General features: G+C 66.0%; 19 protein-coding genes. 14 read left to right on the top strand and 5 right to left on the bottom strand.

All coding sequences use genetic code 11. The features are described 5' to 3' along the window. Positions 1–72 precede the first annotated feature (72 nt). Positions 73–540, top strand: coding sequence for a DUF1203 domain-containing protein (locus F3W81_RS14880; RefSeq protein ID WP_193079908.1), 468 nt, complete (start codon positions 73–75; stop codon positions 538–540). Between the two features lie 52 nt (positions 541–592). Here F3W81_RS14880 and F3W81_RS14875 read toward each other — a convergent pair whose 3' ends face one another. Next, positions 593–1036 (bottom strand): GNAT family N-acetyltransferase, encoded by a 444-nt coding sequence (locus F3W81_RS14875; protein WP_193079907.1) that lies wholly within the window; start codon positions 1034–1036, stop codon positions 593–595. Positions 1037–1328: 292 nt separating this feature from the next. On the opposite strand from F3W81_RS14875, the gene F3W81_RS14870 reads away from it, so the two are divergent. The 7 genes from F3W81_RS14870 (at position 1329) to F3W81_RS14840 (ending at position 8739) form a co-directional block, all read left to right on the top strand. Continuing rightward, entirely contained in the window at positions 1329–3278 is a 1950-nt protein-coding gene (locus F3W81_RS14870; protein ID WP_226941698.1) for a TonB-dependent receptor plug domain-containing protein, read from the top strand. Positions 3279–3344: 66 nt separating this feature from the next. After that, on the top strand, positions 3345–3884 hold the full coding sequence (locus F3W81_RS14865) for an EF-hand domain-containing protein (protein WP_193079906.1): 540 nt from the start codon (positions 3345–3347) through the stop codon (positions 3882–3884). Between the two features lie 4 nt (positions 3885–3888). After that, positions 3889–4407, top strand: coding sequence for a DUF2271 domain-containing protein (locus F3W81_RS14860; RefSeq protein ID WP_193079905.1), 519 nt, complete (start codon positions 3889–3891; stop codon positions 4405–4407). A gap of 1 nt (position 4408) precedes the next feature. Then, positions 4409–5044: a PepSY-associated TM helix domain-containing protein gene (locus F3W81_RS14855; RefSeq protein WP_193079904.1), complete on the top strand. Its 636-nt coding sequence runs from the start codon at positions 4409–4411 to the stop codon at positions 5042–5044. After that, positions 5041–6021, top strand: coding sequence for an FAD:protein FMN transferase (locus F3W81_RS14850; protein WP_193079903.1), 981 nt, complete (start codon positions 5041–5043; stop codon positions 6019–6021). The genes F3W81_RS14855 and F3W81_RS14850 overlap by 4 nt, the downstream gene beginning before the upstream one ends. Further along, the gene (locus F3W81_RS14845; RefSeq protein WP_193079902.1) at positions 6018–7304 is read left to right on the top strand and encodes a flavodoxin domain-containing protein; all 1287 of its coding nucleotides are present in this window, start codon (positions 6018–6020) and stop codon (positions 7302–7304) included. Before F3W81_RS14850 ends, F3W81_RS14845 begins: the two co-directional genes overlap by 4 nt. 28 nt (positions 7305–7332) lie before the next feature. Then, positions 7333–8739 carry a YncE family protein gene (locus F3W81_RS14840; RefSeq protein WP_193079901.1) on the top strand — a complete coding sequence of 469 codons (1407 nt, stop codon included), beginning with the start codon at positions 7333–7335 and terminating at the stop codon, positions 8737–8739. Positions 8740–8802: 63 nt separating this feature from the next. Here F3W81_RS14840 and F3W81_RS14835 read toward each other — a convergent pair whose 3' ends face one another. Both F3W81_RS14835 and F3W81_RS14830 read right to left on the bottom strand, forming a co-directional pair. After that, positions 8803–10026, bottom strand: coding sequence for a surface lipoprotein assembly modifier (locus F3W81_RS14835; protein ID WP_193079900.1), 1224 nt, complete (start codon positions 10024–10026; stop codon positions 8803–8805). Between the two features lie 84 nt (positions 10027–10110). Then, positions 10111–10803, bottom strand: coding sequence for a hypothetical protein (locus F3W81_RS14830; protein ID WP_193079899.1), 693 nt, complete (start codon positions 10801–10803; stop codon positions 10111–10113). A gap of 172 nt (positions 10804–10975) precedes the next feature. On the opposite strand from F3W81_RS14830, the gene F3W81_RS14825 reads away from it, so the two are divergent. Next, a complete protein-coding gene (locus F3W81_RS14825; RefSeq protein WP_193079898.1) occupies positions 10976–13180 on the top strand; it encodes a sensor histidine kinase in 2205 nt (734 codons plus the stop codon). 3 nt (positions 13181–13183) lie between these two features. Beyond that, on the top strand, positions 13184–13837 hold the full coding sequence (locus F3W81_RS14820; RefSeq protein WP_193079897.1) for a LuxR C-terminal-related transcriptional regulator: 654 nt from the start codon (positions 13184–13186) through the stop codon (positions 13835–13837). A gap of 159 nt (positions 13838–13996) precedes the next feature. On the opposite strand, the gene F3W81_RS14815 is transcribed toward F3W81_RS14820, so the two are convergent. Both F3W81_RS14815 and F3W81_RS14810 read right to left on the bottom strand, forming a co-directional pair. Beyond that, complete coding sequence (locus F3W81_RS14815; protein WP_193079896.1) at positions 13997–14296, bottom strand: hypothetical protein; 300 nt, start codon at positions 14294–14296, stop codon at positions 13997–13999. Positions 14297–14423: 127 nt separating this feature from the next. Continuing rightward, positions 14424–16397, bottom strand: a complete 1974-nt coding sequence (locus tag F3W81_RS14810) for a putative bifunctional diguanylate cyclase/phosphodiesterase (RefSeq protein WP_193079895.1) — start codon at positions 16395–16397, stop codon at positions 14424–14426. Positions 16398–16760: 363 nt separating this feature from the next. On the opposite strand from F3W81_RS14810, the gene F3W81_RS14805 reads away from it, so the two are divergent. The 4 genes from F3W81_RS14805 to F3W81_RS14790 all read left to right on the top strand — a co-directional run bounded on the left by F3W81_RS14805 (position 16761) and on the right by F3W81_RS14790 (position 20734). Then, entirely contained in the window at positions 16761–17477 is a 717-nt protein-coding gene (locus F3W81_RS14805; protein ID WP_226941697.1) for a GntR family transcriptional regulator, read from the top strand. Positions 17478–17778: 301 nt separating this feature from the next. Then, positions 17779–18840 (top strand): TRAP transporter substrate-binding protein DctP, encoded by a 1062-nt coding sequence (gene dctP / locus F3W81_RS14800; RefSeq protein ID WP_193079894.1) that lies wholly within the window; start codon positions 17779–17781, stop codon positions 18838–18840. 59 nt (positions 18841–18899) lie between these two features. Then, positions 18900–19415 carry a TRAP transporter small permease subunit gene (locus F3W81_RS14795; protein WP_193079893.1) on the top strand — a complete coding sequence of 172 codons (516 nt, stop codon included), beginning with the start codon at positions 18900–18902 and terminating at the stop codon, positions 19413–19415. Between the two features lie 5 nt (positions 19416–19420). Beyond that, complete coding sequence (locus F3W81_RS14790) at positions 19421–20734, top strand: TRAP transporter large permease (RefSeq protein WP_193079892.1); 1314 nt, start codon at positions 19421–19423, stop codon at positions 20732–20734. The last annotated feature ends 86 nt before the right edge of the window (positions 20735–20820 follow it).

The raw sequence follows: 20820 nt of genomic DNA, 5'->3' as shown, positions 1-20820 counted from the left end.
GCGCATGAAACGGGCTGAGGGGGGGCCCGCTTTGGTCCAGATCCGGTGTCTCAACAGACAGAGGAAACCAAGATGACCTATCGCATTACCGGGCTGGACCCCGCGCCTTTTCACGCCTTCTACGGCCTGTCCGATGCGGAGCTGGCCGGGCACGGGGTGGTGCGCTACCGCGTCGACAGCTGCCCCGGCTTCCCCGACCGCGTTGCCATGCAGGATATCGCGGTCGGCGACACCGCCCTGCTTCTCAACTACGCGCATCTGCCGGTCAGCTCGCCCTATCGGTCCTGCCACGCGATCTTCGTGCAGGAGGGGGCGGAGACGGTGTTTGATCAGGTGGGCCACGTCCCACCTGTCATGACGCGGCGGCTGATCGCACTGCGCGGATATGACGACCTCGGGTTCATGCTTGAGGCCGAGATCGCTGAAGGCGATGGGATCGAGCCGTTGATCCACAGGTTGTTCGACAACCCGGCCATCGCCTATATCCACGCGCATAATGCCAAGCGCGGATGTTTCTCGGGCCTGATTTCACGCGCCTGATCCTGCCCCGGAGGGCACCGAAAACCGCCCCACGGCGCTCTTCGGTGCCGTTCTATCTGGCCCGGATCATCGTGATCCTTTGCGAGCTGTAAAACCCGAGCTTGCTGTAAAAGGCGGTGAGCGACTGATCCCGCTCCGCTTCCGGTGTGATGACCAGAAACGTCTCGTTCGCCCCCTCCGCGATGGCCCAGTCAAAGACCGAGGTTGCCAGCTTCCTCGCCCATCCGGCGCCTCGCTTTGACGGAACGACATAAAGATCCTCAAGCTCGGCAGAGCGGCCGAATTCCACGCCGAAGGTCAGTGTTCCGGACGAAAACCCTAAGATCTCGCCGTCGCCCTCAGCCACGAAGATGCGGGCGCGCGGGTCCGCCATCATCAGCGCGAGGTTGGCTTCAATGGTCTCGACGGGCGTGTCTATAGCATCCTCGCGGAAAAACGCCGCGTAGAGGCCGACCAGAGTGCGCACGTCGGTCTTGTGGGCTGGGCGGATCGTCATTGTCTTTCCCCTTGCTGAAACGCGGCATCCTTAGCACCGTTTGCGCCAGACGACAGCAAGCAGCGGGGCATAAGGCGGCAGCCTGTCCATGTGGGAAAATCCCATCGCCCGCTCGGCCAAACGCTTGGGTCAAAATTTATTCCTGAGTGTATCTGTCGGGATTGACACCGGCGAGACACCGCTTATAACCGCCCTCAGGCCAGAGCCCCTCAAGGCATCCAGCATTTCCCCGAAAATCATTGACGATGGGCGTGCCTCTCCGCACCCCCTGCGCAACCTATAGGACCTTGAGATGGATCGTTCCGCGACCCTGCGTCGACTGCTTTTGGGCAGCGTGGCCTTTGCCTTGCCCCATGGCGCCCTTGCCCAGTCCACCGATATCATTCTGGACCCGATCACTGTTGAATCCGACCGCGCCGTGCAGACCCAGACCGCGACCCCGATCACCGTCATCGATCAGGAGGAGATGGATGATCGGCAGGCCTCGACCACGGCTGAGCTGCTGGACTCCGTGCCCGGCGTGAACCTTGTCAACGGCTCGACCCCCGGTGGATCGGCCATCAACATCCGCGGCATGGGCGCGTGGTCGGGCACATACGGCACCGACCAGACCGTGCAGATCCTTGTCGACGGCGCCACCAGCGGCGCTGAGGAATTGTATCGGATCGGCACGCAGCTCTACACCGATCCCGCGCTCTACAAGCAGGCCGAGGTGATCCGCGGCTCGGTCGGGACGTTCGAGTATGGCTCCGGTGCAATCGGTGGCGTGGTCCGGTTCGAGACGAAAGACGCCTCGGATTTCACCAAGGGGCAGGATGGTTTCGCCGCCCGCCAATATGTCGGGTACAATTCCAACGGCGGCGGTGTTGTCTCCTCCTCCACCCTCGCGTGGCAGGCCAGTGAGGCTGTTGAGCTGCTGTTCAACTACACCTGGCGGACGCAGGACACCTACAAGGATGGCCATGGTGACACGGTTGAAAACACCGATTTCACCACGCCTTCCTACCTCGCCAAGGGCACCTTCCACTTTGGGCAGGACCGCGAACATGCGCTGACCTTCAGCTATTCCGACACGCAAAGCTCGGACAAGGACGTGCCCTACGACCAGTTCGGGTCGACCAACTTCGGCAATGTCGACCGCGATATCCACTCGAAAACCAGTGTGCTGAGCTACAGCTACGACTCGCTCGACAGTGATCTGGTGAACATCGACGTGACCCTCAGCCGGGCGCAGCAGACCATTGATCAGCAATCTTCGACCGGCAGCACGACGGCGCTGCTGAACGCGGATCAGGACTATGTCACGACCAAGCTGACCGTGAAAAACACCATGGAGTTCGCCACCGGCGCAGCCGATCACAATTTGCGTCTGGGGGCGGAATACATGCTGAAGGACCGCAAGGATGCCGCCTCGGCGCCCGGCGGCGATGACGAACGCTTCGCGGTTTTCCTTGTCGATGACATGACCTTTGGCGGCTTCACCTTTTCGCCTGCGCTGCGCTTTGAAGACCAGAACATCGACGGCACCGAACATGGCTACGGCAAGTACCATAACTCCGCGCTGATGGGCGGTGCCTCGCTGCGCTATCAGTGGGCCAGCGGTTTCGCCGTCTTCGGCTCCTGGGCCTATACCGAGGGGATGCCGATCCTCGATGACCTGACCAATACCGCCTACATGACCCAGTCGCAAAAGGCCGAGACGTGGGAGCTGGGCGCGTCCTACGACCGGCGCGACCTGTTCGCCTCGGGCGACCGTCTGGCGCTCAAGCTCAACGCCTACCACACCGATGTCTGGGACGTGACCAGCTACAGCAATGTCACCGATCTTGAGATGGAGGGTGTCGAGATCGAGGCCTCCTATGCCACCGACGCCGGCTATTACGCGGACCTGAACGCCAGTGTCGCCAATGGCTACAACCGCACCGCGGGGGCGGCGACCAACTTCTGGTCCCAGCAGCCTGCGGACAAGGTGCGCGTCGGCTTCGGCAAGCGCTATGACTCCGGCCTCAACCTCAAGTGGGAGGGGGTCTGGGTGATGGACATGGATCGCGCCACCACCCCGACGCCGGGCGTTTTCCTGCACAACGTTTCGGCAGGCTACACCGCGAAATCCGGTGTGCTTGAGGGGGTCGAGATGCGCGTCGGCGTCGAAAACCTGCTGGACGAATACTACCAGCCGCACCTCGCCACGCGCGCCGCACCGGGCCGCACTCTCAAGGTCTCGGTTGGCCGGACGTTCTGATCCGACCCGCCGCCATCCCTTCGGCGGGCGCGTGCCCGCCACACTCCAGCTCAGAAGAGAACCGATATGCGCCAAATCCTGATCCCGCTTGCCCTTGTCCTGTCCACCGCCGCCCCGGCTCTGGCCCAACAGGCTGACACCGGCTCTGAAACCGAAACGGCAGACCGCCCAGCCCCCGGCGTGGCCGGTGGTCACAGAAAGGCCGCCTTCATTGCCGCCTATGACACCGACGGCGACGGCGCCGTTGCGCTGGATGAATACAACGCCATCCGCAAATCCCGCTTTGACGCCGCCGATACCGATGGCGACGGCGCGCTGAACGAGGCCGAATACGTCGCCGAGTTCCAAGGCCGGCTGGACCAGCAATACGCCGATCAGGCGCTGGACAAGGACGACCGGTATGAGAAATCCCTTGAGCAGGCGCATGTTCGTTTCGCCATCGTCGACCGCAGCCGCGACGGCGCCCTCTCCTGGGCCGAACAGCAGCTTGTCGCCGCCTCGACCTTCAGCCGCCACGACACCGACGAGAATGGCGTGGTCGATGCCTCCGACCCGATCCCGGCGCCGGAGGACGATGGCACCGCCGACACCCCAACCGAGGGCTGATCCTATGTCCCTGTCGCGCCGCATTCTGCCGGTCCTGGCCGGGGGCCTCGCCGCCGCCTCCGCACAAGGCGCAGAGATCACCCTCGACCTGACCTTGCCTGAGGTGACAGCGCCCGCTTACTACCGCCCCTATCTCGCCGCCTGGGTCGAGAGCGCGGAGGGCGCGCCACAGGCGACGCTGGCGGTCTGGTATGACACCCGCCTGCGCGACAACCTCGGCACCAGCTTTCTGAAGAACCTGCGCAGCTGGTGGCGCGCCAGCGGCGAAGCAATGACCCTGCCCGCCGACGGCATCAGCGGCCCGACGCGCGGCCCCGGCAGCTATCAGATCCGGCTGTCGGGCGACGCCGCGCCGCTCGCCGATCTCGCCCCGGGGGTGTACACCCTCGCGGTCGAGGTCGCGCGCGAAGATGGCGGCCGCGATCTGGTCCGCCTGCCCTTCGCGTGGACCGGCACCGCCGCCCGCGAAACCACCCGCGGCGCCGAGGAGCTTGGCGTCGTGACCCTGACCGTGGAGCCCTGACATGGCCTCTGGCGCACCGATGCTGCCGGGCGGGCGCGCCTTCTGGCTGCGCCAGTTCACCCTCTGGCACCGGATCACCGGCGCGGCGAGCCTGTCGACCCTGATCTTCTTTGCCACCACAGGCTTTCTGCTGAACCACCCCGGCCTGATCCCCGCGCGGGCCGAGATCACCACACAGACGCTGACCCTGCCCGCGCCTTTGCAAGGTGTCCTCAGCGCCGCCCCGGCTTCTGGCACCCTGCCTCTGCCCGAGGCGCTTGCGGGCTGGTTGTCGCCACGCGTCAGCGTGCCGCTGCAAGGGATTCAGGCCGATTTCGACGCCCGCGAGGTCTGGATCGACCTGCCGCGTCCCGGCGGTGAAGGCCGCGTCATCATCGACCGCCAAAGCGCGACGGCAGAGGTCAGGATCACCCGCCGCAGCTGGCTGGCGCTGGCTGCCGACCTGCACAAGGGCCGCAACAGTGGCGCAGCCTGGCCCTTCGTGATCGATGCCCTCGCCCTCGGCACCCTGCTCTTTGCGCTCAGCGGTTTCGGCATCCTGCTGATGCACGCCCGCGCGCGCCCGGCGACATGGCCCGTCACCGCAGGCGGGCTGGCCCTGCCCGCCATCCTGTTCCTGCTGTTCGTGCACGCATGACGACCGCGCCCCACCCCGTCCTGATCCAGCCCGGCGCGCCCCAAGACATGGCTGGACCCGGCTGGCAGCGCACCACGGCGCAGGGCGCGACGATGGGCACCGGCTGGCATCTGACCTGCTGGAGCGCCCCCGGTCTGCCCGATCCCGTGCCGATCGTGCACGCCGCCTGCGCCGAAACCATCGCCCTTTTCAGCCTCTGGAGCCGCGACAGCGCCGTCTCCCGCTTCAATCACGCCGCGCCGGGCTGGCACCGGCTGCCCGCACCGGTCATCGCCCTTCTCAACGACAGCCTGCGCCTTTGCGACCTCACCAGCGGCGCGCTTGATCCAACGCTCGGGCGGCTTGCAGACCTCTGGGGCTTCGGACCCTCCGGCCCGGTCACCGCGCCCCCGGAGCCCGAGGCGCTGGAGGCCGCGCGCGGCGCCTGCGGTCGTGCAAGGCTACGGCTGCAAGGCGCGCATGTCTTCCAGCCCGGTGGCCTCTGGCTCGACTTCGGCGGCATCGCCAAGGGCTGGGCGGTGGACCTCGCCTCGCAGCGTCTCTCCACCTCGGGCCTGAGCATCCACCTGATCGAGATCGGCGGCGAGATCGCCGCGCGCGGCCTGTCGCCCGAGGGCCAGCCCTGGTGGATCGACATCGAAACCCCACCCGCCGCAGCCCTGCCCCGCTGCCTCGCTGCTGTGCACGGTATGGCGCTGGCCGGCTCGGGCTGCTGGCGACGCCGCTCTGGCGCGGGCGCGGGGTGGAGCCATACCCTCGATCCCGCGACCGGCCAGCCCTGCGACGAGGCGGTGCTGTCGGCCCATGTGTTTCACCCCCGCGCCGCGCTTGCCGATGCCTGGGCCTCTGCGCTGATGGTCCTGCCGCCCGAGGACGCGTTGGCGCTGGCCACCGCGCAAAGCCTGCCCGCCCTGCTCACCCTTCGCAACGGCGTTCGCCGCAGCGCATGCCTCAGCGACTGGGAGGATGCCGCGTGATCCCGACGCTGACCCTCTCGCCCCTGCGCATCGCCGTGGCCGCAGCGCTGGGGCTGGCCTGGCTGCTGCTCCTGCTCTGGCGTCGCACCACGGCAGAGCACACCTCGCCCGACGATACCCCTCTGGTGCTCTTTGCCTCGCAATCGGGGCTGGCCGAACGTCTGGCGCAGGACCACGCCCGACGCCTCGGGGCCGAGGCCCGCGCGCTAGGCAGTGTCACCCCCGAGGCCCTCAAGCGCGCCCGCGAGGCTTGGTTCCTGCTGTCCTCCGCCGGGCATGGCGAGGCACCGGACAACGCCCGCGCCTTCCTCCCCCGGCTGGCCGCGATCCGTCCCGGCGACCTCTCCGGCCTGCGCTACGGGTTGCTCGCCCTTGGCGATCGCAGCTATCCCGCCTTCTGCGGCTTCGGTCGCCAGATCGACGCGGCGCTGCTGGCGCGCGGCGCCGCGCCGCTGTTCCCCCGTGTCGAGGTGGATCGCGGGGCCCCAGCCGATCTGGCCCGCTGGCGCCGTGAGGTGGGCATCGACCCCGCCGACCAGTGGCACCTGACCCATCGCAGCCTGCTGACCCCGGATGCGCCGCAGGAGCCCGTCTTCCACCTAAGCCTGCGCCCCCAGAGCCCCACCCACTGGACCCCCGGCGCGATTGCCGATGTCGCGCTGATGGCCCCCGACGGCACGCCGCAACACCGCAGCTATTCCGTCGCCTCCCTGCCCGAGAGCGGCGAGGTCGCCCTGATCCTGCGCCAGCGTCGTGGGCTGGACGGGCAAACCGGCCTCGGCTCCGGCTGGCTGACGGCGGGTCTGACGGTGGGCGGGTCCCTGCGCCTGACCCTGCGCGACACCCCCCACCACGCCGCGTTTGAGAGGGCCGCTGAGGCCGATCACCCGCTGCTGCTGATCGCCACCGGCACCGGCCTTGCCGCAACGCTTGGCCCGCTGCGCGCCCGTATGGACCGGCCCGGCACCGCCCCGCTCTGGCTGATCCACGGCGAGCGGCAGACCCCTTTCGCACCGCTGCAGGCGCTTGAGCGCGAGGCCCCGCCGCGCCTGCGCATCGACTGCGTGCTATCCCGCGGACCCCAGCCACAGCGCCTGCCCGACTGGATCGTCGACCACGCGACCGCCCTGCGCGACTTCACCGCGCAAGACGGCGCGACCCTCGTGATCAGCGGCAGCCGCTCCCCCGGCGACGCCATCCTCGCGGCGCTGAAAGCAACCCTCGCGCCCGGGCAGCTGTGCCAGATGCAAGCCGCAGGCCGCGTTCTGACTGATCTCTACTGACCCCGCGCCATACCGAAAGGACCCCTTGATGACCCTCAGACCCTTCCTGAAATCCAGTGCCGCCGCGCTGCTGCTCAGCCTCACCGCCCTGCCCGCGCTGGCGCAATCCGCCTTTCCCACGCCGACCCCTCAGTCCGGCAGTTTCCGCGTTTCTGCCGCCGCGCCGCAGCAGCCGATCTTTCCCGGCAGCACCGTGGTGCTGCGCGGCGACGGGTTCGTACCGGGACAGGATATCACCCTGCAGCGAGGCCTTGAGCGGCTGACCGGGGACACCCCGCTGGTCGCCGATGCCGAAGGGCGGCTGTCGTTCGAATTCAGCCTGCCCGACACCGCCGCCGTCGGGATGCACCCCATCGTGGTGCTGGGCACCGACCCCTCCACCACCAAGCTGCTAGATCTCAAGATCTCACCCGATGTCCCGCTCTTGGGCGCCGGGGAATACTCCGTCACCTCGGTCAAATCCCCCGCGCCGGGCCTCTACCAGCTGGCCCATAGCCCGACCTCCAACGCACTCTTCGTCACCGCCTCCTCGTTCCGGCCGATGATGGCGGCGCTTCTGAAACTGGACCCCGAGACGCTTGACGTGATCGCCCGGACCGCACCCGCGCCCTATCCGCAGGACCTGCGCACTGACGACGGTGGCCGTTTCGCCGATGCTCCCGCCGCCGCTTTCGGCATCGCGCTGGACGAGGCGCGCGGCACCCTATGGGTGACGAACACCGCCAGCAACAGCGTCGCCGTCTATGCGCAGGACGACCTGAGGCTGATCAAGCAGTTCCCGCAAGGCCAAGTTTATCACAGCCGCGAAGTGCTGGTGGACCCCGCCCATGACCGCGTTTACGTGACCTCCTCCGCGACCGCCAAGGTGCATGTCTTCGACGCCGAAACGCTGGAGCCGGTGCGCATCATCGAGATCGACAGCACCCTGCGCGGCGAAAACTTCTATGTCATGAACCTGGCGCTGGACACGTTCGGCAACCGCCTGTTCGTCACCTCGCGCGCCACAAGCGAGCTCGCGGTGATCGACACCACAACCGGCAGTGTCGCCTCGGTCTTCGCGCTGCCGGGGGCGATCCATGCCACCGGCGTCGATTTCGATGCCGAAAGCGGGCTGGTCTTCGTCACCGGTCAGGACTCCGATGACCTGCTGCTGGTCGATCCCGCGACAGGCGAAGTGCGCCATGACGTGCCGGTGGGGGCCGGGGCGCTCAGCGTCGGTCATGATGCGGCGGGCGGCCTCGCATGGGTCGCAAACCGCGGTGCGGGCACCCTCACCGCCGTCAGCACGCAGGGCCGCATTGCCGCGAACCTTGCCCTTGGCAACTTTCCCAACGACGTCATCGTGACCGGGGACGGCACCGTCTACGCGGTGAACAAATCCTTCGGCCCCGAGGATGCGCTTGGCGATCTGATCACCATGATCCGTCGCAAGTAACCCCCGCCCCCTGCTCCGGTCCAACGCGCGACCGGAGCAGGGTCTCACCGGCAGATCACAGCGTCAGAACCGCTTGGTCAGGGTCAGCCCCATGCGCAGGTTGTCATAGCTGTAATAGGCCAGTGTTGAGGTCTGCTTTTCCCAGGCCAGCGACAGCACCGGGGTCATGCCGCGCCAGCTCCAGTCGCGGTTCAGCAGGCGCAGACCGGCGACGACCAGATGATCTTCGCGGATCTTGCCGAACAGGGGGTGCGGGCTGTCGTGGCGGCGTGACAGCGCGTTCAGGTCCAGACCTGCAACCACCCCGCCCTCAAACGCATAGGTCGCCCCGGCGCTGAGCCCGAAGACCCGCCCGCTCTCCCAAGCCGCCGCGCTGCTGCGCCGCTCGGCGCTGAGGCCGCCGTGAAACGCCAGCCGGGGCGAGGCGGCATGGCGATAGGTCAGTTGCACTTCGCTCTGATCCAGCGGGGCGACGCCGGGCTGAGCATAGTCGATCCTTCCCCGCCGTAGCATCACGTCCAGCGTGCCCGATTGCGTCAGCGGTCGGCTGTGCGTGGCAAAAATCTGCAGCGTTTTCGCATAGGCCTCACCGTCCAGCCAGCGCGGCGTCAGCGCCAGACCCAGCCCGCTCTGCCGCCCGGCGTTGCCGAAATACTGCAAAGTGACGCTGCCCCGCAGCTGCACGTCATCCGGCGCATCGCCGTCATAAAAGGTGGCATCCGCGTGCACCGCGCCCTGCAAGTTCAGCCGCGCCTTCAGTGCGTTCTGCGCCGTGGCCCCGACGCCCAGGTTCAGCCCCCGCGCCGATTGTGCCCGCGCTGCGGGATTGATCGTGAAACTCAACCCGCCGATCTGCAGGCTCTCCGCCGCAGTGCGCCGCGCCGGATTGCTCTCCTGCACCAGGCCGAAGCGCAGGTATCCGTCCCAGGGGCGGCGCTGGTCGATGGCCTGCACCCTGCGGATCACCTCGGCACGGATCTCTGGCGGCAGATCGCCCCCGCGCACCAGCTCAAGATGATAGCGCGCGCGGTCGTCCTGCCCCAGCTGCGCCAGCAGGATACCAAGCTCGTAGTGATAGCGCGCGGCGTCAGGGCGCAGCGAGACCAGCCGCTCCATCTGTGCCAGCGCCTGTGTCGTCTGGCCTTTGCGACCCGCCTCGACTGCCAGATCCCACAAACGCGCCTCCTGCTGCTGCGCGGTCGGGGTCTGCGCGCGGGCGGTCGTCGCCGCGCCCAGCGTCAGGCACAGCAGCACCAGCAGGCCGGCTGAGAGCTTTTTGAGGGTCATGAGGATCGCATTCTGCAAAATCCCCCCGGCCCGGATCACAGGCGCAATCCGAGGCCGGAGGGAGGTGTCACCGCGCGCGCCGGATCACTGCTTTTCGGCGTAGAACGTACCCGCGGCCGAGCCGTCAAAGATCGCGGCGGTCTGCCCGGTTCGGAACCCACCGACCACCGGACCGGCCATTGCCGTGCCCCCCGGCCCATAGAAATTGCCCCCCAGCGTCAGGTTGGTCTCAACCGTTTCGCCTGCGGCGGTCAGATCGCCGGTGACAATGACGCTCATCGCGCCGGTCGCCAGCGTGGTCGGGCCGATGATGGGGGCGTTGATCGTGTTGACGCTTCGGCTGATGCTGGCGGGCATGGCATTGTCTACGGTCAGAGTGCCCTCGATGGCCCCCGATGGCTCGCCCTTGATCGAGCCGCGCAGATTGTCGACGTTGCCGCTGAAGGGGTTGGTGGTTTGTCCGTCGGCCCAGCTGACCTGCAGGTTCACATCGCCAAAGACCTCGCCGACCGTCTGGCTGGCATCCGTCACATCCACCCGTAGTGCCCCGGTGTACGTCCCGCTGAGCGAGGTCGGCAGGTCGCTGGTCGGTCCCTGCCCGGTGACCCGGTCGAATTGCGCCTGAAAGGCGTTGGCGGTTTGCGGCGATGCGGTCCCGCCACCGCCACCGGCAGCGCCCCCCCCGGAGGAGCCGAGACACCCCGCGAGCCCGATCAAAGCCACCCCGGAGACGAAAAGGTTAACGGCAGGTCGGGGCAATTGAATAAATTTTTTCATATTTTCTTCCGATTCTACATAAATGACGCCTAGCATCGCCCATAGTCTGCTTTCCCGCCGTCTCGTCTTCCCCCTGTTCAGGGGGCGTCCAGCGCGGGTGATATGTGTAGGGTGGGATGAGGGTCGGGCTGTCCTGCGGGCCTGTTGCCTTCGGTCGCAAGGGGTGAAGGGTATGGATGCCTTTGTCTTCAGGTCTCCGGTTGTGGTGCTGCTGGCCACATGGTTCGCTGCGTTTGCCGCTGCGGCGCTGGTCATCTTGCTGGCCATCTCGCAACCCTGGCTTGGCCTGACGCTGGAGCGGACCAACCCCTCGGCGGCCCATACCCTCGACCCCATCGTGCTGAGCGCCAGCACGGGGCCCTCCGCCGCCCTTCCCGCGCCCGCCCATCTGCTCTCGATTGCGCCGGCCTCCGGCCCGCAGGACGCCGGACTGCGCCTCGGCACGCTCGATCTGGTGGAGGAGCCGGACTATATCCCCGAGGCCGGGATGCTGCGCCATTTCCTCGACCGTCAGCAGATGCTGGCCGCGATGCTGCGCGGCGGCGAAGTGGTGCTTGAGGTCGAAAAGGACGGCGCGCTGATCCGCCAGCGCGTCACCCCGGTCCCTGCGCGCCCGCTGCGCGATCTGCCGGCGGTGTTCTGGATCCAGATTTTCGTCGGTCTGGCGGGTCCTTGCCTTGGCGGCTGGATCGTCTCGCTGAAGCCGCGCCAGCCCTCGGCGTGGTACTTCCTGCTGGCAGGCATCGGGCTGGCGATGGCCGCCTATGCCGCCGCGATCTACAGCACCCGCGAACTGGCGCTGTCCCGGACACTGCTGAACATCTTCACCCGCATGAACGGTGCGGGCACGCTGCTGTTCGGGGTCGGCATGATCAACCTGTTCCTGATTTATCCCAAACGGCTGGTGCACGGCTGGGCGCTGCTACTGACGCCGGTGCTTTTGGGGGGCTGGATCGTCGCGCTGGTGATCGGTGCGCCACTGCAAAGCTACAACATCCAGATCCCGGTGGCCGCTGCCATGCTGGCGCTGCTGGGCGGCATTGCGGCGCAATACCTCATCAGCCGCAACGACCCCTCGGCCCGCGCGGTGCTGACATGGTTCGGCCTGTCTGTGATCCTTGGCGCGGGCGGCTTTGTCGCCACGATCGTCCTGCCCTTCCTGTCGGGGGTTGAGCCGGGCATCTCGCAGGGGCACGCCTTCATCTTCTTCCTCGCCATCTATGTTGGCCTCGGCCTTGGCATCGCGAGATACCGTCTCTTCGATCTGTCGGACTGGGCGTTTCAGCTGGTGTTCTACGGCGCGGGTGTTCTGCTGCTTCTGGGGCTGGACGCCGCGCTGGTGCTGGTGCTGTCCCTGCAAAAGGATGCGGCACTGGGGCTGTCGCTGGCGGTGGTCGGCTTTGCCTACCTGCCGCTGCGCCACGCCCTGCAGATCCGCCTGAGGAAGACGGACGAGACGCCCTTTGATCAGGTTTTTGCCCAGATCACCGAAATCGCCCTGACCCATGACCCGGTCGAGCAGGAGCGTCAGCTGCGCGCCTTCTGGCAGGACCGGTTTGAGCCGCTGCAGATCACCCTCTCCCCCAAGGGCCTTGCCGCGCCGCAGCTGGTCGACCGGGGCGAGGCGCTGGATCTGCCGGGCGCGGGCTGCCTGCCGGACCTGCGCCTCAGATGGGCTGCGGGCGGGCGGCGGCTGTTCTCCAGCCGCGATCTGCACCACGCGCGCGGCATCAACGACATCCTCGGGCGGTCGCTGGCCCAGCACATCGCCTATGAAAGTGCCGTGGCCGAGGAGCGCAGCCGGATCAACCGCGACATGCACGACAACATCGGCGTCCAGCTGCTGGGCGCGCTGCACAGCGCCGAGGTGGACCGCAAGGACATGCTGATCCGCCAGACCCTGCTCGACCTGCGCGAGATCATCTCCAACCCCTCCAGCATCGGGGCGCCGCTGCCGCGCCTTCTGGCCGATCTGCGCGGCCAGATCAGCGAGCATATGGAGGCCGTCGGCGTCAGCTTTTCATGGCAGACCGAAGCGATCCCCAATATCGAGCTTGCCGCGGCCGAGGCCCATGTGCTGCGCGCTTTCTTTCGGGAAGGCGCCAACAACATCCTGCGTCACGCCCATGCGCCCCATGCCATCGCCCGCATCAGCTTTGATCATGCGCATCTGAACATCTCGCTCAGCGATGACGGCGCGGGGTTCGATGTCGCAACGGCGGTGCCCGGCAACGGCATCGCCAATCTGACCGACCGGATCGCGGCCTGTGGCGGCACCTTCGACATCCGCTCGGGCGCGCAGGGCACCACGCTCAGCGCCCGTCTGCCGCTGCCCGCCGCCGCCGCCGACAGGCCGGTCCGGCGCATGAGCGCCTGAACGATGCAGCGGATCCTGATCGTCGAGGATGTCTTCGAGACCCGCAACTGGCTGATCGACCTCGCCAAAGACGCCTTCACCGGGGCCGAGATCACCGCCGTCGCGACCGTCCGCGAGGCGCGCCGGGCGCTGAGGTGGATGCCCGATCTGGCGCTGATCGACCTCGGGTTGCCGGATGGGTCTGGCCTCGACGTGCTGCGCGCCATCCGCGAGTCCGGCTCCGAAACGCTCTGCGTGGTGACCACCGTGATGGGCGACGATGCGACCGTTGTGGCGGCGCTCTCGGCCGGGGCGGATGGCTATCTGCTGAAGGAAAGCCCCCGCGCCGTGCTGGCTGGTCAGCTGGCGCGCATCAGCGAAGGCATCCCGCCGCTGTCCCCCGCCATCGCCCGCCGCATCATGGAGCATTTCCGCCGCACCGGCCCCGTCATGGACGAACACACCAGCCTGACCCGCCGCGAACTCGAGGTGCTGGCACTGATCGCGCGCGGCATGCGCAACACCGAGGTCGCGGCCGAGCTGAACCTCGCCGTGACCACCGTCGCGGGCTACATCAAGACGATCTATCGCAAGCTCGGGATCTCATCGCGGGCCGAAGCCGCCTGGCACGCCGCCAGCATGGGCCTGTCGGAAACCGAACCGCGCAAGCCCGACTGACCCCGCCTGCGGCCCAAAAAAAGCCCTCAGGCAGGGCTTGCGCCGGTGCCTGAGGGTCGCTGCACTGGGGATAGGCAGCAGGAAGACTGCGCTTGGGGCCGCACTCTTCGGGGTAAAGTCGTCTCCGGGTCAGATCACGTCAGGTCAGGTCACATCAGGTCAGGCTGCGGGGGCGCAGCCTTTGCTGGCGGCGACGGATTGGGCATCCTTGATATAGGCCTGGGTCGAGGGGATCGTCAGCGGATTGATCAAGCCGCGTTTCGCCCCCGCGACCTCGGCTGCCAGCTGCTCACAGTTGAGACGCGAAAACCGCGCCTTGTTCGATCCGCTGGTGACCATTCCTGTTGCGGCAGACCCGGCCAGCGCCTGCCCGGCTGCCCCGGCCATGCCGCCGCATCCCGGCAGGCCCGCCAGCGCGGTCAAAGGCACTACGTAATAAAAAATGAATCGGTTTTTCACGAGCTTGTCCTCCTCCGCAATACCCGTGATTCTATACCGGACAGGCCCATGCGGAGTCTCTCCCCCGTTCAGGGGGGCACGACGGGTCCAACGCGCATTTTCCTGAGGAAAACCGATGTTCGGCGCCCTAGAAAAGCGTCTCTTTCGTCTCGTCGGGCGCGGGCGTCATGCCTTGCACCCGGCGCAGCAGCTCGGCGGCTGGCAGGGCGCGCGTCCAGTAATACCCCTGCCCGAAATCCGCGCCGAGCGCCTGCAGCGTGCGCAGCTGCTCCAGCGTTTCGACGCCTTCGACCACGGTGCGCAGACTGGCACTGCGGGCGATGGCCAGCGTCGCCGCGACAATGGTGTGATCGCGGTCGGAGTGGTTGATCTCGGCCACGAAGGACCGGTCGATCTTGATCTCCGACACCGGCAGGGTGCGCAGATGCGACAGCGCCGCATATCCGGTGCCGAAATCGTCCAGCGACAGTTCGAACCCCATGGCCGAGATCTGTTTCAGCAGGGCAATCGCGGCCTCGGGGTTGCGTTCGTTAAAGCAACCCTCGGTGATTTCGAGGATCAGATGCTCGGGGCCAAAGCCCCTGGCCAGCGCCCGCTCCAGATGTCCCAGCAGAACATCCGGCGATTTCAGGTCGTTGGCGTGCAGGTTGATCGCCACCGGACCGACGCAGATCCCAGCCTCGCGCCAGTCCACCATGTCCTGCAGCACGATATCGAAAATCGCCGTCGTCACCTCGGGGATCAGTCCGCGCTCAGCCGCAATCGGCAGAAACCGGTCGGGCGAGACATAGCCCATCTGCGGATGGCTCCAGCGCACCAGCGCCTCGGCCCCGAACATCTTGCCGTCGCTCAGGCGGAACTTGGGCTGATAATGCACCGCCAGCGCCCCGGTCCGCAGCGCGCTGCGCACCTCTTCCGCCAGGTGGTTCGCCTCCTCGAAGGCCTCCCCCAGAGCGGGACTGTAGAGGCAGAGCTGCGCCTGACCTTCGGTCTTGGCCTCGCGCAGGGCCAGATCGGCCAGCCCCATCAGGCGTTCCGAATTGGTCGCATCCGTCGGGCAAAACGCCGCCCCGACCGAGATCGCGGAATGGATGGTGATGCCGTTGATCTGAAACGGTTCTGCCATTGTGGCGACGATGCGTTGCATCAGCGCGCCCGCCTCGGCGCGCGGCGTATGGCACAGGATGGCGAATTCGTCGCCGCTCAGGCGCGCGACGACATCCGGCTCAGCGCAGATCGCCACCAGACGCTGCCCGACGGCGGCCAGCAGATCATCGCCGGTCAGATGCCCCAGCGTATCGTTGACGTTCTTGAACCGGTCCAGATCCATCAACAGCAGCGCAAATCCCTGCGTGCCCGCCGCGCCCTCCAGCGCCTTGTTCAGCGCGATTTGAAACGCGGCGCGGTTGCACAGCCCGGTCAGAATATCGGTATACGCCAGCTCCGATATCCGGTCATTGGCGCGTTCCAGCTCTCCGACGGTGGAGGTCAGGGCATCTACGGCTTCGTTGCGGCTCCAGTCCAGCCGGGCAAAGTTGATCGCGAAATGGGACAGGAAAACGCAGTAGACTGCGGCGAAGGCAGCGATCGACCAGCCCCCCGGCACGTCCGAGAACAGCACCGCGATGATCACCGCGCCGAGGATGGTCACCAGAAACAGCAAGGCCGACCAGATGACCCGGTAGAGCATGAAGGCCCCGCCCGCCGCCATCCCGACCGCCGCAAACGACGACATCACGCGCACCAGCTGCTGTTCGTCCCACAGGCTGAAGGCCAGCAGCGTCAGTGTCGCCCAGGGCAGCGCCATCAGGATGGCGAAGACGCGCACCTTGATCAGCGCCTTGGCGGTCACCCGGCGCACCCGGCCACTGCCCAGCCGTGCCCGCATCAGGACCCAGCCGTTGATGGCCAGAGTATAGGCCGCCCAGATGCACAGCACCGTGCCCCCCACCAGCGACCAGGTCGCGATCATCACGATCACCGTCACGACGATCGACAACACGCAGCTGATGGGCGTGTAGCGGATCAGATGCTCCAGATCCTCTTTGCGCGGGCGCACGGACAGCGATTTCAGGTCTGTCTGCAGCCGGCTGTAGTTCATGCTGTCGCCCTCTGCCCGCGGGTGGCCCCGGCGGCAGGTGTCTCGCGGCGCCGGGATGATCCGGGACGCGCCGCCAGCGAAGGGCGCAAGGCACCACTCATTCGGCGTACCATCGAAATCCTCCCCCGTTCAGGACGGGATGTGGTCGCATGACCAGAATCCCTGCTGTCCGGTGTCGTACGGATGCTCCTCTCCATGTTCGGGTGGCCGAGGCGTGAAGTCCAGAAAGATTTGTTACACAAATAAGAATGTCGCCCCTGGCGTCCGCTACAGCCCGAGGCCGAGAGATTGTCGACATCATGTATATTTTTGACTACTGAGACGCAGTGTCTTGATGATGTGTCTTTCAGCCGGGGTGTGCCGATGGAAAAACCGATGATCCCTTCGCTGGAACAGACCAAACGCCGGCGCGGCTCGGGTGTGGCGACGGTCTATGACACCCTCAAGCGCGAGATCCTTGAGCTGCGCCTGCGCCCCGGCAGCCCGATTGACGAAACCAACCTGACCGAGCGCTTCGGCATGTCCCGCACGCCGATCCGCGAGGCGCTGATCAAGCTGGCGGGCGAAGGGCTGGTGCTGGCGCTGCCCAACCGCTCGACCATCGTGGCCCCGATCGACCTGCTGGACCTGCCGCAGTTCTTCGACGCCCTGACCCTGATGTACCGCGTCACCACCCGTCTGGCCGCCGCCAACCACACCGCCGAAGACCTGTTGACCATCCGCGAGCTGCAACAGGGTTATGCCGAGGCCGTCGCCGCCCGCGATATTTCCGACATGATCGAGGTGAACCGCGATTTCCATTCGGCCATCGCCGCTGCGGGTCGCAATCACTATTATTGCGACATGTTCGACCGCCTGCTGGACGAAGGCCGCCGCCTGCTGCGCTTCTACTATTCCTCGTTCAACGACGACCTGCCGGCGCTGTTTCTGGATGAACACGAAGAGATGGTCCGCGCGATCGAAGCCCGTGACGTCGCCGCCTCGGACCGCATCGCCAAGCAGCACGCCGACCAGATCGTGCGCCAGATACAGGCCTATATCACCTCGGATCGGCGCGAAAACGGCGACATGACGCTCTAGGCGCATCCCGCCCCACGGCCTGTCGAATCACCCCCTGTTGAACCCGACCTGACCTGTCCTGCGCCCCGAATGGGGCTGGGGCAGCCCTCAAGGTGTGCGCTTTTCCGTGTCTCCAGAACCGCTTAGCCAAAATATTTTTACAATATTTTTCATGTCGACACGAAAAATACAAATATGTATGGTTGCCACAGTCTCCCTTCGACGGGGTGTTCCGGTCGCATGGGCCCCGGCCCGCGACTGACCAACAATGACACTGGGGCGTCGATTTTCCCCCGTGCACAACAGGAGCCACGATCTAACCATGTTCAAGACTCTCAAACGCTGGGCACTGGTTGCCCCCCTGCTGGTCGCCGCGATCCCCGCGTCGGCGGCAGATATCACCTGGCAGGTGCCGACCTCGGTGCCCGAAGGCTCGCCCTTCTATGTCAACTTCCTGGAACGCTTTGCCGACAACGTCGATCTGCTGACCAGCGGCCGGGTCGAGATCGAGCCCTTCGGCGCCGGTGTCCTCGTCCCTGCCCTGCAGGTCTATGACGGCGTGCGCGACGGCATCATCAAGGCCGGCCACTCGACCCCCAGCTATCTGGTCAATCAGGACCCGATCAACGCGATCTTCGCCGGTTTCCCCGGTGGCATGGGCCCGGAAGCCTATATCACCTGGATCTACGAGGACGGCGGCAAGGAAGCCCTCTACGACCTGCGCGCCAGCGAAGGCTTCAAGAGCCTCATCGTCGGCATCGGTTCGTCCGAGATCATGGCCCACTCCAATGTGCCGATCAAAACCGCCGCTGACCTCAAGGGTCTGAAATACCGCACCTCCGGTCCCTGGGCCGAAGTGATGCGCGAATACTTCGGCGCCGTCCCGACCGTCGTGCCACCGGGGGAGATCTATACCCTGCTGCAACGCAAGGGCGTCGACCTGATCGAATGGGGCCCCCCCTCTGCCAACCTGCCCGAGGGTTTCCATGAAGCCGCCAAGTACATCATCGTTCCCGGCGTCCACCAGCCGACCTTCCTCTGGGAAGTCGTTCTGAAGCAGGAAACCTGGGATGCGGTTGACGACGATCTCAAGCCGCTGATCGAAAAAGCCGCCGAGATGACCACGATGGAAGGCCTGATCCACTTCTACAGCGCCGACGTCAAAGCGATGGAAACCTATCGCAGCGGCAAGAACGAGATCATCACCCTCGATCCCACCTTCGTCACCGAACTCTCCGAAGCCGGTGTCGACTGGATCACCAAGAAGGCCGCCGCCGAAAAAGACGCCGGCAAGCCCGCGATGGACGATCTGCTGACCAAGTACAAAGCCTTCGAGGCCACCTGGTCCGCCGAAAGCAAGTACCTGATCCGCAATCAGGACTGATCCCGCAAGGGCGATGAAACCACCGATCCCGAATGGGACGTGACAACAGGGTGACCAACATGACCAGACTCTTCTCAATCGTTGACGGATTTTCGCTGGTGCTCTCGCGCATCGCGGATGGCGTCGCGATCGTGTTGGTCACCGCGATGATCTTCGAGGTCGCGGCGCGCTATCTCTTCAGCGCGCCGACGATCTGGGCTTTCGACATTTCCTACATGTGCACCGGCACGCTGTTCATCCTCGGCGCGGCTTATGCCCTGCGCGAAGATGCCCATGTGCGCATCGACTTTCTCGCTGAAAAACTGCCCCCCCGCCTGCGCCGCACAATCGAAGGCGTGGTCTTCTTCCTGCTTCTGACGCCGATCTTTGCCGGGCTGTCGTGGTTCGCCCTGCAGCGCACCCTGCGCGCCTGGACGTCGAACGAGGTCGAGATGGTCAGCCCCTGGGCGCCGGTGATGTGGCCCTTCTACGGGCTGCTGGCGCTTGGCCTCGTGGCTCTGACGCTGCAAGTCGCGGTTCAGGGCCTGCGTGCCTTTCTGGGCCACACCCACTCTTCCTTCGATCTTGAGGTCTGAGCCCGATGTCCGTCGCCGCCTTCATGTTTCCGCTGCTGTTCGTTCTGGTGCTGACCGGCATCCCGATCGCCTTTTCGCTGATCGTGGTCTCTGCCGGGGCCGGTCTGCTGGCCTTCGGGCCGCATGTCTTTGGCCAGCTCTATGGCTCGTTCTATTCCGCCGCGACCAACTTCATTCTCTCCGCGATCCCGATGTTCGTGCTGATGGGCGCGATCCTGGAACGCTCCGGCATTGCCGAGCGGCTGTTCCGCGTCATGCAGATCTGGCTGGGCCGCCTGCCCGGTGGTCTGGCCGTCGCCACCATCGCCATGGGTGCGGTCTTTGCCGCCGCCGCCGGGGTTGTCGGCGCGGTCGAGGTGATGATCGGCATGATGGCAATCCCCGCCATGCAGCGTTATCGCTACAAGAACAGCCTGATCGCGGGCACCATCTGCGCCGGTGGCTCGCTCGGTACGATGATCCCGCCCTCGGTCATCGCCGTGATGTACGCCGCCCTCGCCCAGATTTCCGTGGGCGAGCTGCTGGCCGGCATGATGCTGCCCGGTCTGCTGATGATCGTGCTGTTCATCGCCTACCTGATCATCCAAGGCATGATCGACCCGCCCGAGCCTGTCGATTTCGTCGATGACATCGCCACCATGTCGCTGCGTGAAAAGCTCTGGGTGACGCTGACCTCGATGCTGCCGATCTGCGCGCTGATCTTTGCCGTGCTCGGCTCGCTCCTCGCCGGGATCGCCTCTCCGACCGAGGCGGCGGCGGTCGGCGCTGTCGGGGCCCTGCTGCTCTGCATTCTCTACGGACGTTTCAGCCTGACGATGCTGCGCGAGTCCCTCAAGATCACCGTCCGCATCTCAGCCATGATCCTGCTGATCGTGGCGGCAGGGACGATGTTCATGGGCACTTTCGCGGCCAACGGCGGCTCCCGCCTGATCCGTGACGCGGTTGAGGCGGCTGGCTTTGGCAACGCTGGCATGATCGTCTTTTTCCTGCTGATCGTGCTGCTGCTGGGCTTCGTGCTGGACTGGACGGCGAATGTACTGATCTGCGTGCCGCTGTTCGCGCCCTTCATCCGTCAGGCCGGGATCGACCCGATCTGGTTCGGCACAATGGCGATCATCGTCATCCAGACCAGCTATCTGACGCCGCCGATGGCCTCCTCGATCTTCTACCTCAAATCCATTGCCCCGCCCGACATGACCTATGGCCAGATGTGCCGGGGCGTCGTTCCCTTCATCCTGTTGCAACTGGCAACCCTGGCCATTGTGGCGCTGTTTCCGGCGCTGGCCACATGGTTGCCGTCCCAGATCGTGGGCTTCTAGCCCCAGCCTGCCTTTCCGAACCTGTGGCGCAGATCGCGCTGCTCACCTGACGGCCAGACCAGCGGGCAGCATTGCACTGCCCGAAG

Source organism: Pseudooceanicola spongiae (assembly GCF_014899185.1).
GTDB lineage: Bacteria > Pseudomonadota > Alphaproteobacteria > Rhodobacterales > Rhodobacteraceae > Pseudooceanicola > Pseudooceanicola spongiae.
This window is presented reverse-complemented; position numbering and strand designations above follow the sequence as displayed.

Bases quoted from the DNA above. Each gene is read 5' to 3' on its own strand.
- F3W81_RS14850 (WP_193079903.1), top strand. From the start codon at position 5,041: ATGACGACCGCGCCCCACCCCGTCCTGATCCAGCCCGGCGCGCCCCAA.
- F3W81_RS14825 (WP_193079898.1), top strand. From the start codon at position 10,976: ATGGATGCCTTTGTCTTCAGGTCTCCGGTTGTGGTGCTGCTGGCCACA.
- dctP (WP_193079894.1), top strand. From the start codon at position 17,779: ATGTTCAAGACTCTCAAACGCTGGGCACTGGTTGCCCCCCTGCTGGTC.
- F3W81_RS14865 (WP_193079906.1), top strand. From the start codon at position 3,345: ATGCGCCAAATCCTGATCCCGCTTGCCCTTGTCCTGTCCACCGCCGCC.
- F3W81_RS14840 (WP_193079901.1), top strand. From the start codon at position 7,333: ATGACCCTCAGACCCTTCCTGAAATCCAGTGCCGCCGCGCTGCTGCTC.
- F3W81_RS14790 (WP_193079892.1), top strand. From the start codon at position 19,421: ATGTCCGTCGCCGCCTTCATGTTTCCGCTGCTGTTCGTTCTGGTGCTG.
- F3W81_RS14805 (WP_226941697.1), top strand. From the start codon at position 16,761: ATGGAAAAACCGATGATCCCTTCGCTGGAACAGACCAAACGCCGGCGC.
- F3W81_RS14870 (WP_226941698.1), top strand. From the start codon at position 1,329: ATGGATCGTTCCGCGACCCTGCGTCGACTGCTTTTGGGCAGCGTGGCC.
- F3W81_RS14855 (WP_193079904.1), top strand. From the start codon at position 4,409: ATGGCCTCTGGCGCACCGATGCTGCCGGGCGGGCGCGCCTTCTGGCTG.
- F3W81_RS14860 (WP_193079905.1), top strand. From the start codon at position 3,889: ATGTCCCTGTCGCGCCGCATTCTGCCGGTCCTGGCCGGGGGCCTCGCC.
- F3W81_RS14830 (WP_193079899.1), bottom strand. From the start codon at position 10,803: ATGAAAAAATTTATTCAATTGCCCCGACCTGCCGTTAACCTTTTCGTC.
- F3W81_RS14810 (WP_193079895.1), bottom strand. From the start codon at position 16,397: ATGAACTACAGCCGGCTGCAGACAGACCTGAAATCGCTGTCCGTGCGC.
- F3W81_RS14795 (WP_193079893.1), top strand. From the start codon at position 18,900: ATGACCAGACTCTTCTCAATCGTTGACGGATTTTCGCTGGTGCTCTCG.
- F3W81_RS14820 (WP_193079897.1), top strand. From the start codon at position 13,184: ATGCAGCGGATCCTGATCGTCGAGGATGTCTTCGAGACCCGCAACTGG.
- F3W81_RS14880 (WP_193079908.1), top strand. From the start codon at position 73: ATGACCTATCGCATTACCGGGCTGGACCCCGCGCCTTTTCACGCCTTC.
- F3W81_RS14875 (WP_193079907.1), bottom strand. From the start codon at position 1,036: ATGACGATCCGCCCAGCCCACAAGACCGACGTGCGCACTCTGGTCGGC.
- F3W81_RS14835 (WP_193079900.1), bottom strand. From the start codon at position 10,026: ATGACCCTCAAAAAGCTCTCAGCCGGCCTGCTGGTGCTGCTGTGCCTG.